This is a genomic window from Actinoplanes oryzae (genome assembly GCF_030757795.1).
Taxonomy (GTDB): Bacteria; Actinomycetota; Actinomycetes; order Mycobacteriales; family Micromonosporaceae; genus Actinoplanes.
This window is the reverse complement of record NZ_JAUQWH010000060.1, coordinates 1-14496: the sequence shown is the minus strand read 5'-3', so window position 1 is coordinate 14496 and position 14496 is coordinate 1. Positions and strand designations below refer to the sequence as shown.

Here is a 14496-nt window from a genome sequence, read left to right as displayed (position 1 = left end):
TGCTCCGATCGGCCCCGGACCGGGCCCCTTGAGCATTCCTTGAGCTGCTGCTCAGTTCACGCCCTGCTCGGTGGCGAGCTGCCGGGCCGACGCGACCGCCGACGCCCACGCCGCATCGCCCTGCTTCTCGCCCGCGTCGACCGCGTTGAGCTGCGTGAGGTAGACCTCGGCGAGCGCCGCGTCGGCCGGGGCCTCGTACACCCGCTTGATCTTCTCCGCGGAGGCCGCGAAGACCTTGACCGTGACCTGACCGCCGAAGAAGGGGTCCGGGCGGGTGAGGGCACTCGTCCCGTACGCCGCCGGGGCGGCCGGGAACAGCGCGGCGTCGGTGAAGTTGCGGGCCTGGTTCTCCGGCGTGAGCAGCCAGCTGATGATCTCGAAGGCGAGCTCGTGCCCGCCACCGGCCGCCGGGATCGCCAGGAACGAGCCGCCCGCGTTGGCGCCCGCCGCCGGCCCCGCCGCGACCCGCCACGACCCCGAGCTGTCCGGCGCGGCCTCGATCAGGTCGGCGGCGTGCCACGCGGCGCCCAGCTCGATCGCCAGCTTGCCCTGCCGGACGGCGGCCGCCCACTCGTCGCCGTGCCCGGGCGGGATGGTCGCGCTCAGCCCCCGGTCGACGAGCTCGACCGCCAGCTGCCAGGCCGCCCGTACGTGCGCCTGGTCGCCGACGAAGTGATTGCCCTCGTCCACGAAGCGCTGCGCCTCCTGGCCGATCGCGGTCGTGAACAGTTCCGCCGCGTTGCGCAGCCAGTGCACGCCCGGCACCGCGCGCTGGAATGTGCTGCCGGCCTCCAGGAACCGCTCCCACGTCGGCATGGCGTCCGCCGTGAGGCCGGCCCGGCGCAGCAGGTCGGACCGGTAGAACATCGCGGTCGGCCCGATGTCGATGGGCAGCCCGATCTGCTGCCCGTCCGCGGTGCTGGCCTGCGCGAGCTTCCACGGCAGGAACTGCCCGGCCAGATCGCGCGCGCCGAGCGTGTTGAGATCGACGAAGTCGTCCGCGCGCGGCAGCACCGCAGAGATGTCCTCGCCCTTGATGCCCACGATGGCCGGCACGCCGTCGCCGCTGCTCAGTGCCCGGGTGAGCGTGTCGAGATAGTCGCCCTGGACGACGTTGGGCAGCAGCCGGGTGCGCCCGGCGTAGCGCGCCACCGCGTCCTGGGTCACCGCGTCGCCCAGGCCGCCGGGCCAGATCCACAGCTCGGTGGTGTCGCCGGCCGCGTCCGAGCCGCCGCCGCAGCCCGCGAGCGACCCCGCCAGCCCGGCGAGGAGGATCCGGCGAGTCAGCGGCACGGGATCAATCTACGCCATATCACCTCATTCCGGCGGCCGTCGAGGGATATCCGCATTGCGCACGGCACGTTCCCCGGGCCGTCACGGCTTGCCGAAGGCGCGCGCCACGAGCTCCGGCAGGATTTCGGCGGCCTTCCCGCGCAGGTTGACGTCCGACTCGGCATCCAGCGGCGTGGCGGCGGGGTTGATCTGGATCACCCTGCCGCCTCCGCGCTTGGCGACCAGCGGGATCTCGGCCGCCGGATGCACGAGGCCGGAGGTGCCGATGGTGAGAAGCAGATCGCACTCGTACGCCGCCTGGGCCGCCCGCTGCAGCGCCTCGGCGGGCAGGGCCTCACCGAACCAGACCACTCCCGGGCGTACGAGGGAATGGCAGTTGTCGCACCGCGGGGGAGCGACCCGTCCCTCGGCAGCCGGCTCGCCGGGCACCGCCGCCGCCGCGTGGCAGTTCGCACAACGCGGCGCGAACAGGCTCCCGTGCAGGTGGACCGGCGCCCGCGAGCCGGCCCGCTCGTGCAGGTCGTCGACGTTCTGCGTGACCACGACGGTGTCCGGCACGTGCGCCTCGATCGCGGCCACGGCCTCGTGCGCGGCGTTCGGGGCGACCCGGTCGACGGCGGCGCGCCGCCACTCGTACCAGCCCCACACCAGCTCCGGATCCGCCGCGAACGCCTCGGGCGTGGCCAGCTGCTGCGCGTCGAAACGGGCCCACAACCCGGTCTGCGCGTCGCGGAAGGTCGGGATGCCGCTCTCCGCCGAGACGCCCGCCCCCGTGAAGACAACCACCCGCCGCGCCTGCCGCAGCCACTCCACCGCCTGGTCCATGGGGGAAGAATAGTGAGGGTGCGCAGCGAGGTGCTGTTCCTGGGCGGGCGGTCCGGGGTGGGCAAGAGCAGCGTGGGCTACGAGATGCACGCGCAGCTGTCGGCGGCGGGGGTGCGGCACTGCCTGATCGAGGGCGACAACCTCGATCTGGCGTTTCCGGCGCCGGGGGAGCATCGGCTGGCGGAGCGGAATCTCGCGGCGATGTGGGCGAACTATCGGGCGCTCGGTTATCGGCGGCTGATCTACACGAACACGGTCAGCGTGCGGGAGACCGGCGGGCTCGCCGCGGCGATGGGCGATAATCCGCTGGTCACCGCCGTGCTGCTGACCGCGAGCGACGCCACGGCGCGGCACCGGCTCGCGCGGCGGGAGATCGGCACGGCTTTGGAGCGGCACGTGGAGAGCAGCGATCGTGCCGCGCGGGAGCTCGACGCGCTCAGTGCGGAGTGGGTGCATCGGGTGTCCACCGACGACCGGGCCGTCGCCGGGATCGCGGCGGAGGTCATTGCTCTGACGGGGTGGGCGGCGGGGCGTCCGCGAGGCGGTCCAGCAGGGCCGGGACGGCACTGAGCAGCTCGCGCTCGGCGGGGGTCAGCCGGGTGGCGATGGCGTCGGCCAGCCACTCGCGGCGGGCCTGGCGGTCGGCGTCCAGGGCGGCGGCGCCGGCGGTGGTGAGGCTGATCAGGGAGGCGCGGCCGTCGGCGGGGTCGGGCTCGCGGCGGACCAGACCGAGGGTTGCGAGCTCGCCGACCGTACGGCTCATGCTCTGGTGTCGGACGCCCCGGCGGGCCGCGAGCGCCGCGATGGTCCTCGGGCCCTCGCGGTGCAGGACGCCCAGCGCCTCGGCGCGGGTCGGGGGGAGCGTGTCGGCGTGGGCGCGGGTGGTGCGGACGAACCGGCCGACCGCCTGCCTGAGTCGTTCCGCGATGTCGTCGGTCACACCCCAACTGTACAGCCTGGCTGTATAGTTGGCTTGCATATACAGGTACGACCGCGAGGAGCAGCCATGCAGCTGACCAAGTACGCCCATGCCTGCGTCACCCTCACCGGCGGCGACGGCATGGTGCTCATCGACCCGGGCACCTTCACGCCGGACGCGGCGCAGCTGATCGCGGAGGCGGCCGTGGTGCTGGTGACGCACGAGCACTTCGACCACTTCGACGACGCCGCCCTCACCGTGGCCCTCGACAAGCGGCCGGAGCTGAGGGTCTACGGGCCGGCCGCGGTGCAGGAGAAGCTCGGCGAGCGGGACGGGCAGGTCGTGGCCGTGCGGGCCGGCGACCGGTTCGAGGTGGCCGGCCTTGACGTGGCGGTGCACGGCGAGCGGCACGCCCTGATCCACCCGGACATCCCGCTGGTCGACAACGTCGGCTACCTGATCGGCGGCAGGGTGTTCCACCCCGGCGACTCCTACCGGGTGCCCGAGGCGCGGGTCGAGACGCTGCTGCTGCCGACCAGCGGGCCGTGGACGAAGTTCGGCGAGGCGGCCGACTTCGTCCGGGCGGTGCGCCCGGCCCGGATGATCCAGGTGCACGAGCTGATGCTCAGCGAGCTCGGGCAGAACTCCGCCCGCATGCTGCTGGGTGAGAAGGGCCTGACCGGCCTGCCGCTGGAGATCCTGCCCGCGGGCGAGTCCACCGAGGTGTGAGGATCACCGCCGGGTGGCGAGCAGCCCGTGCAGCCGGGCCAGGACCTCCTCCTGGATCTCGGGCAGCGTGCGGGTCTCGCCCTCGGCGATCCAGGTCGTGAACGCGGTGCGGAAGACGGTGACCCCGGTCTCGGCCGCGAGGGCCGCGGCGATCGGGTCGGCGCCGCGGTCCTCCAGCGCGCGGGTGAGCGCCGCCGCCAGCGAGGACATCTTGAGCAGCTCCCGCTCCAGGAAGCCCGGGTGCGTCCGCAGGATGGCGTTGCGGGTGCGGGACCAGGTGCGGCGCTCCTCGGGGAAGAAGTCGCCGGCGCCGGCCAGCGCGGCCGTGACCAGCGCCATCGGGTCGCCGTCCGGCGCCTCGCCGTCCGGCGTCTCGCCGTCCGGCGCCTCGCCGTCCGGCGTCTCGCCGTCCGGCGTCTCGCCGAGGGCGGTGAGGAAGGCCCGCTCGAACTCGTCGTGGCCGGGGAAGAGGACCTCGCGCTTGTCGGCGAAGTGGCGGAAGAACGTGCGCTCGGTCAGCCCGGCGGCCGCCGCGATCTGGGCGACGGTCACGCCCTCGAAGCCGTGCTCGACGAACAGGCTCATCGCGGCCTGCTGGAGGCGCTCGCGCGCGCCGGACTGCCATCGAGCCATGCGCGAATCCTAGTACGCCACCCCGGCGACGCCAGTGACTGACATCACCGGGCGCGGGGTGATGACAGCGGCTGACGTCGGGCGTACCGTCATTTCAGTCACTGACATCAGACCTGTGGAGGTCACCATGCGGGTATTCGTCACGGGCGCCAGCGGGTGGATCGGCTCGCACACGGTGGACGAGCTGATCGCCGCCGGGCACGAGGTGGTCGGGCTGGCCCGGACCGACACGGCCGAGGCCGCCCTCAAGGCCAGGCACGCGCTGGTCCTGCGCGGCGACCTGGACGACCTCGAAGCGCTGCGCCGGGGCGCCACCGAGGCCGACGCCGTCGTGCACCTCGCCAACAAGCACGACTGGACGGACATGGCCGGCACCAACCGGGCCGAACGCACCGCGGTGCAGACCCTCGGCGACGCGCTCGCCGGTACCGGCCGGCCGCTCGTCGTCGCCGCCGGGGTCGCCGGGCTCGCGCAGGGCCGCCCGGCCACCGAGGACGACCCGAACCCGCACGTGGGCCCCGACGCCCCGCGCGGCGGCACCGAAAACCTCGCCCTCGGCTACGGGGACCGCGGCGTCCGCAGCATTGCCGCCCGGTTCGCGCCGACGACCCACGGCGCCGGGGATCACGGGTTCATCGCGCTGATCGTCGCGGCGGCCCGGCGTACCGGGGTCGCGGCCTATGTGGGCGACGGCACGAACGCCTGGTCCGCCGTGCATGTCACCGACGCGGCCCGGCTCCTGCGGCTGGCTGTCGAGCGGGCCCCGGCCGGCACCCGCCTGCACGCGGTCGCCGAGGAGGCCGTGCCCACCCGCGCGGTCGCCGAGGCCATCGGCGAGGTGCTCGGCGTGCCGACCGCCTCGATCGCCCCGGAGCAGGCCATCGAGCACTTCGGCGGGTTCGTCGGCGGCTTCTACGCCCAGGACCTGCGAGCCTCGAGCGCCGCCACCCGAGCAGCCTTCGACTGGACGCCGACCGGTCCCGGCCTGCTCGACGACATCAGGGCAGGCGGCTACACCGCGGCGTGATGGAGATCATCCCCGCTCCCGGCGGGTGTTCAGAGCGCGGCGTGTCCAGATCAAGCCCTGTTCCGGGCGGGTGTTCAGAGCGCGGCGCGAGTCAGATCCAGCCCTGCTCGGGGCGGACGTTAACAGCGCGGCGCGAGTCAGATCCAGCTCTGCTCCGGGACCGCGGCGTGCCTCAGATCCAGCCCTGTTCCCAGGCCGTGCGCGCGGCGGCATGCCGGGTCGGCGCCCGTAGCTTGGCCATCGCCGCCGACAGATAGTTGCGCACGGTGCCCGGCGCAAGATGTACCGCCCGGGCGATCTCGCTGATCGGGGCGCCGGCTCGGGCCGCCCGCAGCACCTCCAGCTCGCGGGCGGTCAGCGGGCACGGCTGCTCGGTGAGCGCGGCGGCGGCGATGTCCGCGTCCACATAGCGCCGGCCGCCGTGGACCTCGCGGATGATGGCCGCCAGCCGCGCCGCCGGCGTCGTCTTGGGCACGAAACCCCGCACGCCGGCGGCAAGGGCCCGGCGCAGGATCGCGGGCCGCGCGTGCCGGGTGACCAGCACCACGGGAACGCCCAGCCGCGCCCCGATCTCCGCGGCGGCCAGCAACCCGTCGCCCGGCGGCATCTCCAGATCCAGCACGGCCACATCCGGCCGCGCACCCGGGGCGAGGGCGGCCGCCTCGGTGCCGCTTGACGCCTCGGCCACGACGCTCAGATCCGGCTCCAGCGACAGCAGCGCGGCCAGGGCTCCCCGCACCAGCACCTCGTCGTCTCCCAGCAACAGCCGGATCGTCATGGCAGCGTGGCGTTCACTTCAAAGCTCGTCGCCGTGCGCTGCCAGCGCAGCTCACCCCCGGCCGCCGCAAACCGCCGCGCCAGCGTCGTCAACCCGCCCCCACCCACCAATTCGTCCGACGGCGCCATGGACGGCGCTGTTCCCTGCAGCGTCATGGACGGTTCTGTTCCCTGGGGTGTTGTGGGCGGTTCCGTTCGCTGCGGTGTCGTGGGCGGTTCTGTTCCCTGGGGTGTTGTGGGCGGTTCCGTTCGCTGCGGTGTCGTGGGCGGCTCTGCTCCCTGGGGTGTTGTGGGCCGTTCTGTTCGCTGCGGTGTTGTGGGCGGTTTTGTTCCTTCGGGCGTTGTGGACGGATCCGTTGGCTGGAGCGTCATGGACGGTGCTGTTCGCTGCGGGGACGCTGTGGCGCTGAGCGTGGCGAGCGGCGCGTCGTTCACGATCGTCAGGGACCCGGCGGTGTGGATGATCCCGGCGCGAGTGGCGGTGCTGTGGCGCAACATGTTGGTGGTCGCCTCCCGGACCAGCAGGGCGAGGAGGCGCTCGTGCTCCGGGCTTACGTGGATGGAGCTGGGAGTGTGGCACTGCACTCCGGCTGCGGCGAGGATGCGCGCCGCGTTGGCGATCTCGTCGGTCAGCGACACGGGCCGGTAGCCGTGCACGACCTCGCGGGTGTCGCGCAGCGCCTCGCGGGCGAGCGTCTCCACCTGACGCATCTCGGCGGCGGCCCGGCCGGGGTCGGCGCCGGCCAGCCGCGCGGCCAGCTCGCTCTTGAGCACGATGACCTGCAGCGTGTGCCCCTGGATGTCGTGCAGCTCCGCGGCGAAGCGGTCCCGCTCGGCGGTCACCGCGCCGCGCCGGGCCTGGTCGGCGCGCTCGGCCACCTGCTGCACCCAGAGCTGGGCGAGCAGCGCCGCGAGGCACAGTAAATACGCCACCGCGCCCGTCACGCCCGTCCACCAGTCACCCGTGGCGGCGGCCGTCGCGGCGCCGGTCACCCCGGCGACGAGGAGGCTCACCGGCGCCTTCCGGTCCGGCGCGTGTGCGAGGGCTGCCGCGGCGACCAGCGCGGACGGGGTCACCCACGGCCACAACTGGCCACCGCCCGCTTGACCCGCCACACAGGCCGTCAGCGCGGCTGCTGCGGCGGCGAACGTGAGCACACCCGGGGCCCGGGACAGCCGCGGGTGCAACCCCATGACGAACAGCGCGGCCGCGAGAGGCGTGCTGACGAGAACCGCCGCTCGTGCCACCTCCCCGAGGGCGCCCGCCGGCAGATCCCGCAGGCACAGCACGGCGACGAACCCGGCCACCGCGAGCAGCGAGCCCGTGGTGAACAGCCGCAGGGCACGCAGGGCCGAAGCGGGCGGCAGGGCGGGTACGGCGGCGGTCATGCGCCCATCATGCCCACGAAGCCGGGCGGCGACGAGACCGTGCGGCGTAGTGATGACAAATGTCAGCGGCGACCATGACAGCGGACACTGTGCCCGGCACGATGCCCGGCGCAGGCTGGTCGCATGAGCGAGATTGCCATTGCGGCCCGCGGATTGCGCTGCCGCTACGGGAGTTATGAGGCGGTGCGCGGCGTCGATCTCACCGTGCACGCGGGCGAGCTGGTGTGCCTGGTGGGGGCGAACGGCTCGGGCAAGTCCACGCTGCTCGGCGTCCTGAGAGGACTGCACCGGCCGGATGCGGGCACCGTGCGCCTGCTCGGGCTCGACCCGGCCCGGCATCGCGCACGGCTCGCGCCGCACGTCGGGTTCGTCGCCCAGGACTCCCGATTTACCGGCGAGCTCACTGCGGGGGAGACCTTCCACCTGTGGGTACGCCTCCAGGGCCGCCCGTCCGCGTCGCCGGCTGCTTCCTCGTCCGCGTCGCCGGCTGCTTCGGGTTCCGCAGCGCCGATCGTTTCGGGTTCAGCGGCGCCGATTGCTTCGTCGTCCGCCTCGGGGTCAGCGGCGCCGGTCGCGTCGCCGGCTGCTTCGGGATCTACGTCGCCGGTCGCTCCGGGGCCCACTTCGGGGGCCGCGTCGCCGTCGCCGTCGTCGTTCGCTCTGCCTTCCGCTTCGGCCAAGCGGATGCGGCAGCTCTCCGGCGGGGAGCGGCGCCGCCTCGACCTCGCCGTGGCGCTCGCCGGGCATCCGCGGGTGCTGCTGCTCGACGAGCCGACCGCCGGGCTCGACCCCGAGGCGCGCGACGAGCTCGGCAGAACGCTGCGGGAGCACCGCGCCGCCGGGGCCGCGATACTGCTGACCACACACCTGACGGGCGAAGCAGCCGCCCTCGCCGACCGCGTCCTCACGCTGACATGACCAGCCGTCCCGCCCTCACCGGCACTCTCGTCCTCGCGCGCTTCGAAGTGGTGGCCCTGCTACGCAGCCCGCTCGCCGTGGTCAACGCCGTGCTGTCGCCGGTCGCCCTCGGCGCCGGCTGGCTCGCGCTGGCCGGGCGGACCGGCCGGGGCACCGACGGCGACGCGGCGGGGATGCTGCTGGTGTTCGTGCTGTCGTTCGTCACGTACGCCGGGGCGACAACCGCCCTGGCCGCCCGCCGGGCCGACCTCGTCCTCATCCGGCTGCGCGCCACCGCTCTGCCGACCCCCGGCATCATCGCCGGGCTCGTGGCCCCCTTCCTGCTCGTGTCGGTCGTCCAGCTCGGACTGCTGACCGCCGTGGCCCCCGCCGCGGGCACTGCGGCGCCGCACCGCTGGTGGCCGCTGATCCTCGCCCTCGCCCTGGGCAGCCTGGTCGCGGTGGCGCTCGCCTTCGCCACCGCCGCCTATACGCCGGCTCCCGAGCTGGCACAGCTGACCACCACCCCCGGGGTGCTCGCCTTTGCCGGCGGCGCGCTGGCCCTGCTCAACCTGCCCGACGCGGGACGACTGCTGCTGATCGTGCCGGGCGCGGCGCTGACCGACCTGACTCGCGCCGCGTGGACCGACGACGCCCCGGTGTGGCCGTCCGCCCTGGCCCTCGCCGTGACCTCGGCCGCCGCGCTGGCCCTCGCGGCCCGGGTTTTCCGCTGGGAGCCCCGCCGATGACGCCATCAGACAACGGTCCGCGGGCAGGTTGGTGGCGTGGTCAGACGGCGCTCGTGCGGTCTTGTGGGTGGTGTGGTCGGGCAGTGCTCGTGCGGCCTTGCGGGAGGCGCGGTCGGACAGGGTTCGCAGCGCTGGCGCAGCGGGACGGGGGTCGCGCGGCGGTGGAGCCCGGCGCCCCGGGTGGCTCAGATCTGGGCGGAACCGCCGTCGACGGCGAGTTCGGAGCCGTTGACGTAGCTGGACGCGTCCGAGGCGAGGAAGACCGCCGCCGTGGCGATCTCCTCGGGCTCGGCCAGCCGGCCGAGGGGGACCGTCTTGACGGCGGCCGCGAGAGCTTCGGCCGGGACCAGGTCCAGCAGGCCCTGTGTGCGCGTCCCGCCCGGCGACAGCATGTTGATGCGGTAGCCGCCCGACCCGGCGCCGTGGGCGAGCCCGCGGACCAGGTTGCGCAGTGCGCCCTTCGTCGCGCCGTATACGGGCAGGAACGGCTCCGGTCGCGTGGCCGCCGAGGATCCGGTGATGATGATCGACGCGCCGTGCGACAGCAGGGGCAGTGCCTTTTGCACGGTGAAGAGCGAGCCCTTGACGTTCGTGGTGAACATGGCGTCGAACTGCTCCTCGGTGATCTCGCCCAGCGGCGCGGCGATGCCGATCCCGGCGTTGGCGACCAGCACGTCGATGCGGCCCGCCTGCTCGGCCACCGTCGCGTAGAGCGCGTCGAGATCCGCGAGCCGGCCCACGTCGCAGCGGACCCCGGTCACCTGGGGGCCGAGCTCGGCCTCGACCTCGTCGAGCTGCGCCTGCCGGCGACCGGTGACGAAGACCCGCGCCCCCTCGGCGTGGTAGGCCCGTGCGATCGCCCGCCCGATGCCCGAGTTGCCCCCGGTGATCACCGCGACCTTGCCCTCGAGAACCTTCATGATCACTCCGTCTCCTGGTTATTGACTTCCTGGTCAATAACAGCGGTTTTTGACGATGTGGTCAATAACCGGGGTCGAAGTGTGGCGTGCGCCATCGTCCGGGGCGGGTCATCCCCAGGCAGCCTCGAACCGGCTGCGGAGGTCCTGCAGGCGTGCCACGGGCTCGTTGGCGAACACCAGACGCAGGTACTTCTCGCCGGAGGGTCCCCAGCCGTTCATCGGCGTCGCGGCGATCCTGCCCCGGGTGAACAGCAGCTCCGACGCGTCGGCCGGCGACAACCCGATCTGCGTGGTGTCGATGAGCAGCGACCAGCCGCCGTCGGGCGGGATGACCGGGAGCCCGGAGAGCTGGTCCACGATCACATCGCGCCGCTGCCGCCAGGTGTCCACGGCGCGCTGGACGTCTTGCTCGGCGTCCGGGGCGTGCAGCGCGGCGGCGACCGCCTCCTGCGCCAGCCCAACCTGGCAGACGACGTTGGTGAGGCCGACCAGGTTGATGTCGGCGACGATGCTCTCCGGGCCGACGACCCAGCCCACGCGCCAGCCGATCATCCTGAGCTCCTTCGACGCGGCGCCGATCGTGATCGTCTTCTCGGCCAGGCCGGCAACCTGCGCCGGATGCACGCGCTCGGCGTCGTCGAACCGGATCCGCTCCATCGCGGCGTCGTAGATCAGCCAGGCGCGGTGCCCGTCGAGCGCCCGCGCGAGCGCCTCCCAGTGGGCGCGGCCCAGCACCGAGCCGGTCGGCATGGCGGGCGACATCATCAGGACGGCCGCCGTGCGAACGGTGACGGCGGAGGCCAGCTCCTGCGGGTCGAGCGTCCAGCCCTGCGCCGTGGCGGTGAGCGGCACGAAACGTGGGACGCCGCCGGCGAGCCTGACCCTGTTCACCAGGCCGGCGTACAGGGGGTCGACCATGACGACCTCGTCGCCCGGCTCGACGGTGGCAAGCAGGGCATTGAGGACGCCGTTGAGCCCGCCCGCCGTGATGACGCACTCGCGAAGCGGGTCGTACGCCCGGCCCGCCTGTCTGCCGACGTGCGCGGCGGCGGCGTGGCGGAGCGATACGCCACCCTGGAACGGCAGATAGCTGTTCGCTCGGTCCTCGTCGACGGCCGCCTTGGGCCGCTCCAGGGCGACCGTGGGCGGGCGGATGTCGGTGTCGAGGTTCTCCAGTCTCAGCAGAGTGGCGTCCTGCTCCCGGTCGGCCCGGTCACCGACATGGTCGACGCCGATGCCGGGGATGTGCCGCAGGCGACTCACGGTCATGGCAACTCCTATCGTTCTGTTTATGGAACGATAGGCTGCCCCCGTGCCGAGCGGTCAAGTTCGCCGGCGCGCCTCAAGGACCCACCGGCGGGTCACGAACAGGATCGCGTGCCCGTCCGCCGGCACCTGGACCTGAGATGCGGCAGGACCCGGCGCGGCGAGGCGCGCCGGGTCGTTGCCGCGGCTGAGCTAAATGGCGGGAAGCTCGCCGCCGTCGACGTTCAGGCTTGCCCCGGTGATCCACTGGGCTCGGTCGGAGACGAGGTAGGCGACGGCCTCGGCGATGTCGCGCGGGTCGCCGGGGCGGCCGAGGGGGATGCCCGCGGTGATCGCGGCGAGCTCGACGCCCATCGCGTCGGCGAAGTTCTGGCGGATCGCGTCGGCTCCGGGGGTGAGCACGTTGCCGGGCATGATCGTGGTGACCCGGATCCCGGCGGGCGCGAGCTCGGCGGCGAGCGCCTTGCCGTAGGCGTTGAGTGCGGCCTTGGCGGCGCCGTAGTGCGCCAGCGGCGGGCCGGGCAGGATCGCCGACCCGGAGGAGATGTTGACGATCGCGCTGCCCGCGCCGGACTCGCGCAGTGCCGGCAGGAGTGCGTTGTTGACTCGTACGGCGGACAGGTAGTTGAGGTGGAGCGCGTCGAGCCATTCCTCGTCGGGGATGGAGGCGATGCCGCCGAGGTGGGTGCGGGCCGCGGCCGCGTTGTTCACCACGATGTCGACGCCGCCGAGCTCGCGCAGTGCCGCCGTGGCGAACGCCTGAACGCCGGCGAGCGTGCTGATGTCGCCTTGAATGAAGGTGGCGTCCTTCGGCGTCTCGTCGGTGGCGTTGCGTGCGGTGGTGACGACGCGCGCACCGCCGTCGAGCAGCCGCTGCACGATGGCAGCGCCGATACCGCGAGAACCACCGGTGACGATCGCGCGCTTGCCGGCGAACTCGGTGACGTCCGCGGGCACAAGAGTTTTGAACATGCGTTCAGAATAGGCGAGTTCTGGAACGAACGTCCAGAACTATTTTGGAACCCACGTTCAGAACGGCGTATCGTGGGTGGCATGGGGCGTCCACGCAAGTTCGATGAGCACGAAGTGCTGGTCGCCGTGCGCCGGCAGTTCAACGAGACCGGCTACCACGGCACCTCGGTCGAGGACCTCTCCCGCGTGACAGGGCTGAGCAAGGGCAGCCTCTACGGCGCCTTCGGCGACAAGGACGCCCTGTTCCGGCGGGTCTTCGAGGAGTATTGCGAGGGCTCCGACCAGGGCGCCGCGGCCCGGGTCGAAGGCCCGGAGGAGGAGGCGCTCGACCGCCTGCGCGCCTGGCTCGCGGCACCGGAGGGCCCCCTCGACCGGCGCGGTTGCCTGCTGGCCAAGACGACCGCCGAGCTGGCGTGGGAGGACGAAGCCATCGCGGCCCGGTCGCTCGCGGCCTACGACACGCTGCTCGAGAGCTGCCGCCTCCTCGTCGAGCAGGCGCAGCGAGCCGGGCACGTCGATCCGGCCGCCGATCCCGCGGCGCTCGGCGGGCTTGTCCTTGCCACGCACCGTGGGCTCGAGGCGCTCCTCAAGGCGGGGATGGACGCGCAGACGCTGAACCGCATCGCTGAGACGGCGATCGACAGCATCGCGCTCGCCCCCCAGCGCGCGAGCGCCTGAGGTCCGGCCCCGAGGAGCCCCTGTGCCGAGCCGCCACGATCTCTCCGCGTCGGTCGGGGAGCGCATCAGGGACCTGCGCACCCAGCGCGGAATCTCGCTGTCTGCCCTCGCCGTGGCCACCGGGCTGGGGAAGGGGACGCTCTCCGAACTCGAGCGCGGCCGGCGGAACCCGACGCTGGACACGCTGTTCGCGATCGCCACGGCGCTTTCCGTGCCGCTGGGCGAGCTGCTCGTGAGCGGCGACGGCGACCCGGCGCCGGATCGGCCGGGGGGACCGCATGCCCACGGGCAGAACATCGAGGCCGAGCTCATCGGGCGGTGGACCGAGGCCGCGGAGGTCGTCGAGGTCTATCGGATGACGGTCGCTCAGGGGCGCAGGCAGTCCGGCAGCCACGCGGCGGGCGTCGTCGAGAGCATCACCGTCGTCAGTGGAGAGATAGAGGTTGGGGTCGCCGGCGATCCCGCCCGGCTGGTCGGGGGTCAGAGCCACACCTTCCCCGGCGACCGGGACCACTGCTACGAGGGCCTGGCCCCCCGCAGCAGCACCGTCCTCGTGATGCGCTATCCCCCTCCGGCAGGGGAACCCGGGCCGGGCAGCTGGTAGACGACCAGGGTCTGCTCGGGATGCCCGGCGACGTGGAAGGCGGCGTGCGGCACGGTGATGTCGCCGAGCCGGGGGTGGCGGAAGCGTTTGCGGCCCGCGTGGCTGAACTGGATGTCGTAAAGCGGCCACCACTCGCGCACCTCGGGACTGGCCGCGGTCAGCTCGGCCACGAGACGGCTCACGCGGGGGTGACCGGGATGGCGGCCCGCGATGGCGCGGAGCCGGGCGAGGATGCCGCGGGCCTCCTGCTCCCAGTCGAGCAGGATGTCGCGGGCGGCGGGCTCGGTGAACATCCAGCGGACCACGTTGCCGCCCGGCGCGACGCCGCCGAACAGCTCCGTCGCGGCGTCGTTGATGGCGAGGACGTCATAGCAGATGCCGGTGACGTAGGCGGGGTTGTCGCCGAGCAGGGCCGGGACGCCGGCGACCTCGGGCGCCGCCTGCTCGGCCAGCTCGCCGGGGGCGGCGGAACCGCCGGCCAGGCGGTGCAGGTGCTCGTGCTCGGCGCCGGTCAGGCGGAGGGCGCGGGCCAGGGCGTCGAGCACCTGCCCGGACGGGCGCACGTCGCGGCCCTGCTCGAGGTACGTGAGCCAGGTGGCGCTGATGCCGGCCAGCAGGGCCAGCTCCTCGCGGCGCAGCCCGGGGGTGCGGCGGCGGCCGGTGACGGGCAGGCCCGCGTCGGCCGGGGCGATGCGCTCGCGCCGGCTGCGCAGGAAAGTGCCCAGCTCGGTGCTCATCCTGGGACCTCCAGTACCAGAATAAAGAGATTCTGGATACCACCTTAGCCCGGCGCCAGACTCGACCCATGAGAGCTTGGA

The 14496-nt window shown here is 73.2% G+C and carries 17 protein-coding genes; 7 read left to right on the top strand and 10 right to left on the bottom strand.

Annotation, left to right across the window (positions count from 1 at the left end; genetic code table 11):
• Nucleotides 1–51: 51 nt before the first annotated feature.
• Together RBH18_RS20510 and RBH18_RS20505 are read right to left on the bottom strand one after the other, a co-directional pair.
• Nucleotides 52–1293 carry an ABC transporter substrate-binding protein gene (locus RBH18_RS20510; RefSeq protein ID WP_306210154.1) on the bottom strand — a complete coding sequence of 414 codons (1242 nt, stop codon included), beginning with the start codon at nt 1291–1293 and terminating at the stop codon, nt 52–54.
• Between the two features lie 81 nt (nt 1294–1374).
• Complete coding sequence (locus RBH18_RS20505; RefSeq protein ID WP_306210152.1) at nt 1375–2118, bottom strand: SIR2 family NAD-dependent protein deacylase; 744 nt, start codon at nt 2116–2118, stop codon at nt 1375–1377.
• Nucleotides 2119–2136: 18 nt separating this feature from the next.
• Here RBH18_RS20505 and RBH18_RS20500 point away from each other — a divergent pair, with 18 nt between their 5' ends.
• Nucleotides 2137–2688, top strand: coding sequence for an adenylyl-sulfate kinase (locus RBH18_RS20500; protein ID WP_306210150.1), 552 nt, complete (start codon nt 2137–2139; stop codon nt 2686–2688).
• Here RBH18_RS20500 and RBH18_RS20495 read toward each other — a convergent pair.
• Nucleotides 2621–3058 (bottom strand): MarR family winged helix-turn-helix transcriptional regulator, encoded by a 438-nt coding sequence (locus tag RBH18_RS20495; protein ID WP_306210149.1) that lies wholly within the window; start codon nt 3056–3058, stop codon nt 2621–2623. The two genes, RBH18_RS20500 and RBH18_RS20495, sit on opposite strands and share 68 nt — an antisense overlap.
• 66 nt (nt 3059–3124) lie before the next feature.
• Between RBH18_RS20495 and RBH18_RS20490 the strand changes: the two genes are divergently transcribed.
• On the top strand, nt 3125–3766 hold the full coding sequence (locus tag RBH18_RS20490) for an MBL fold metallo-hydrolase (RefSeq protein ID WP_306210147.1): 642 nt from the start codon (nt 3125–3127) through the stop codon (nt 3764–3766).
• Between the two features lie 3 nt (nt 3767–3769).
• On the opposite strand, the gene RBH18_RS20485 is transcribed toward RBH18_RS20490, so the two are convergent.
• Nucleotides 3770–4399: a TetR/AcrR family transcriptional regulator gene (locus tag RBH18_RS20485; RefSeq protein ID WP_306210145.1), complete on the bottom strand. Its 630-nt coding sequence runs from the start codon at nt 4397–4399 to the stop codon at nt 3770–3772.
• 127 nt (nt 4400–4526) lie between these two features.
• On the opposite strand from RBH18_RS20485, the gene RBH18_RS20480 reads away from it, so the two are divergent.
• Nucleotides 4527–5426, top strand: coding sequence for an SDR family oxidoreductase (locus tag RBH18_RS20480; RefSeq protein WP_306210143.1), 900 nt, complete (start codon nt 4527–4529; stop codon nt 5424–5426).
• 172 nt (nt 5427–5598) lie between these two features.
• On the opposite strand, the gene RBH18_RS20475 is transcribed toward RBH18_RS20480, so the two are convergent.
• Together RBH18_RS20475 and RBH18_RS20470 are read right to left on the bottom strand one after the other, a co-directional pair.
• Nucleotides 5599–6204, bottom strand: coding sequence for a response regulator transcription factor (locus RBH18_RS20475; protein WP_306210141.1), 606 nt, complete (start codon nt 6202–6204; stop codon nt 5599–5601).
• Entirely contained in the window at nt 6201–7592 is a 1392-nt protein-coding gene (locus RBH18_RS20470; RefSeq protein WP_306210139.1) for a sensor histidine kinase, read from the bottom strand. The genes RBH18_RS20475 and RBH18_RS20470 overlap by 4 nt, the downstream gene beginning before the upstream one ends.
• Nucleotides 7593–7715: 123 nt before the next feature.
• Between RBH18_RS20470 and RBH18_RS20465 the strand changes: the two genes are divergently transcribed.
• The gene (locus tag RBH18_RS20465; protein ID WP_306210137.1) at nt 7716–8510 is read left to right on the top strand and encodes an ABC transporter ATP-binding protein; all 795 of its coding nucleotides are present in this window, start codon (nt 7716–7718) and stop codon (nt 8508–8510) included.
• Entirely contained in the window at nt 8507–9238 is a 732-nt protein-coding gene (locus RBH18_RS20460) for an ABC transporter permease (protein ID WP_306210135.1), read from the top strand. The genes RBH18_RS20465 and RBH18_RS20460 overlap by 4 nt, the downstream gene beginning before the upstream one ends.
• Before the next feature lie 185 nt (nt 9239–9423).
• Here the strand turns inward: RBH18_RS20460 and RBH18_RS20455 are convergent, their stop codons facing one another.
• The 3 genes from RBH18_RS20455 to RBH18_RS20445 form a co-directional block, all read right to left on the bottom strand.
• Nucleotides 9424–10158, bottom strand: coding sequence for an SDR family NAD(P)-dependent oxidoreductase (locus RBH18_RS20455; protein ID WP_306210133.1), 735 nt, complete (start codon nt 10156–10158; stop codon nt 9424–9426).
• Nucleotides 10159–10266: 108 nt separating this feature from the next.
• Complete coding sequence (locus RBH18_RS20450; protein WP_306210131.1) at nt 10267–11427, bottom strand: pyridoxal phosphate-dependent aminotransferase; 1161 nt, start codon at nt 11425–11427, stop codon at nt 10267–10269.
• A 189-nt stretch (nt 11428–11616) separates the two neighbouring features.
• Nucleotides 11617–12396, bottom strand: coding sequence for an SDR family oxidoreductase (locus tag RBH18_RS20445; protein ID WP_306210129.1), 780 nt, complete (start codon nt 12394–12396; stop codon nt 11617–11619).
• Between the two features lie 81 nt (nt 12397–12477).
• Between RBH18_RS20445 and RBH18_RS20440 the strand changes: the two genes are divergently transcribed.
• Together RBH18_RS20440 and RBH18_RS20435 are read left to right on the top strand one after the other, a co-directional pair.
• A complete protein-coding gene (locus tag RBH18_RS20440; protein ID WP_306210127.1) occupies nt 12478–13074 on the top strand; it encodes a TetR/AcrR family transcriptional regulator in 597 nt (198 codons plus the stop codon).
• A gap of 22 nt (nt 13075–13096) precedes the next feature.
• Entirely contained in the window at nt 13097–13678 is a 582-nt protein-coding gene (locus tag RBH18_RS20435) for a helix-turn-helix domain-containing protein (protein ID WP_306210125.1), read from the top strand.
• On the opposite strand, the gene RBH18_RS20430 is transcribed toward RBH18_RS20435, so the two are convergent.
• The gene (locus RBH18_RS20430) at nt 13636–14415 is read right to left on the bottom strand and encodes a helix-turn-helix transcriptional regulator (RefSeq protein ID WP_306210123.1); all 780 of its coding nucleotides are present in this window, start codon (nt 14413–14415) and stop codon (nt 13636–13638) included. The two genes, RBH18_RS20435 and RBH18_RS20430, sit on opposite strands and share 43 nt — an antisense overlap.
• Nucleotides 14416–14496: the final 81 nt, after the last annotated feature.

What these genes read in the sequence shown, in the direction of transcription:
- RBH18_RS20470 (WP_306210139.1), bottom strand. Translation starts at nt 7,592, where the DNA reads ATGACCGCCGCCGTACCCGCCCTGCCGCCCGCTTCGGCCCTGCGTGCC.
- RBH18_RS20485 (WP_306210145.1), bottom strand. Translation starts at nt 4,399, where the DNA reads ATGGCTCGATGGCAGTCCGGCGCGCGCGAGCGCCTCCAGCAGGCCGCG.
- RBH18_RS20440 (WP_306210127.1), top strand. Translation starts at nt 12,478, where the DNA reads ATGGGGCGTCCACGCAAGTTCGATGAGCACGAAGTGCTGGTCGCCGTG.
- RBH18_RS20480 (WP_306210143.1), top strand. Translation starts at nt 4,527, where the DNA reads ATGCGGGTATTCGTCACGGGCGCCAGCGGGTGGATCGGCTCGCACACG.
- RBH18_RS20430 (WP_306210123.1), bottom strand. Translation starts at nt 14,415, where the DNA reads ATGAGCACCGAGCTGGGCACTTTCCTGCGCAGCCGGCGCGAGCGCATC.
- RBH18_RS20490 (WP_306210147.1), top strand. Translation starts at nt 3,125, where the DNA reads ATGCAGCTGACCAAGTACGCCCATGCCTGCGTCACCCTCACCGGCGGC.
- RBH18_RS20505 (WP_306210152.1), bottom strand. Translation starts at nt 2,118, where the DNA reads ATGGACCAGGCGGTGGAGTGGCTGCGGCAGGCGCGGCGGGTGGTTGTC.
- RBH18_RS20455 (WP_306210133.1), bottom strand. Translation starts at nt 10,158, where the DNA reads ATGAAGGTTCTCGAGGGCAAGGTCGCGGTGATCACCGGGGGCAACTCG.
- RBH18_RS20465 (WP_306210137.1), top strand. Translation starts at nt 7,716, where the DNA reads ATGAGCGAGATTGCCATTGCGGCCCGCGGATTGCGCTGCCGCTACGGG.
- RBH18_RS20445 (WP_306210129.1), bottom strand. Translation starts at nt 12,396, where the DNA reads ATGTTCAAAACTCTTGTGCCCGCGGACGTCACCGAGTTCGCCGGCAAG.
- RBH18_RS20450 (WP_306210131.1), bottom strand. Translation starts at nt 11,427, where the DNA reads ATGACCGTGAGTCGCCTGCGGCACATCCCCGGCATCGGCGTCGACCAT.
- RBH18_RS20460 (WP_306210135.1), top strand. Translation starts at nt 8,507, where the DNA reads ATGACCAGCCGTCCCGCCCTCACCGGCACTCTCGTCCTCGCGCGCTTC.
- RBH18_RS20475 (WP_306210141.1), bottom strand. Translation starts at nt 6,204, where the DNA reads ATGACGATCCGGCTGTTGCTGGGAGACGACGAGGTGCTGGTGCGGGGA.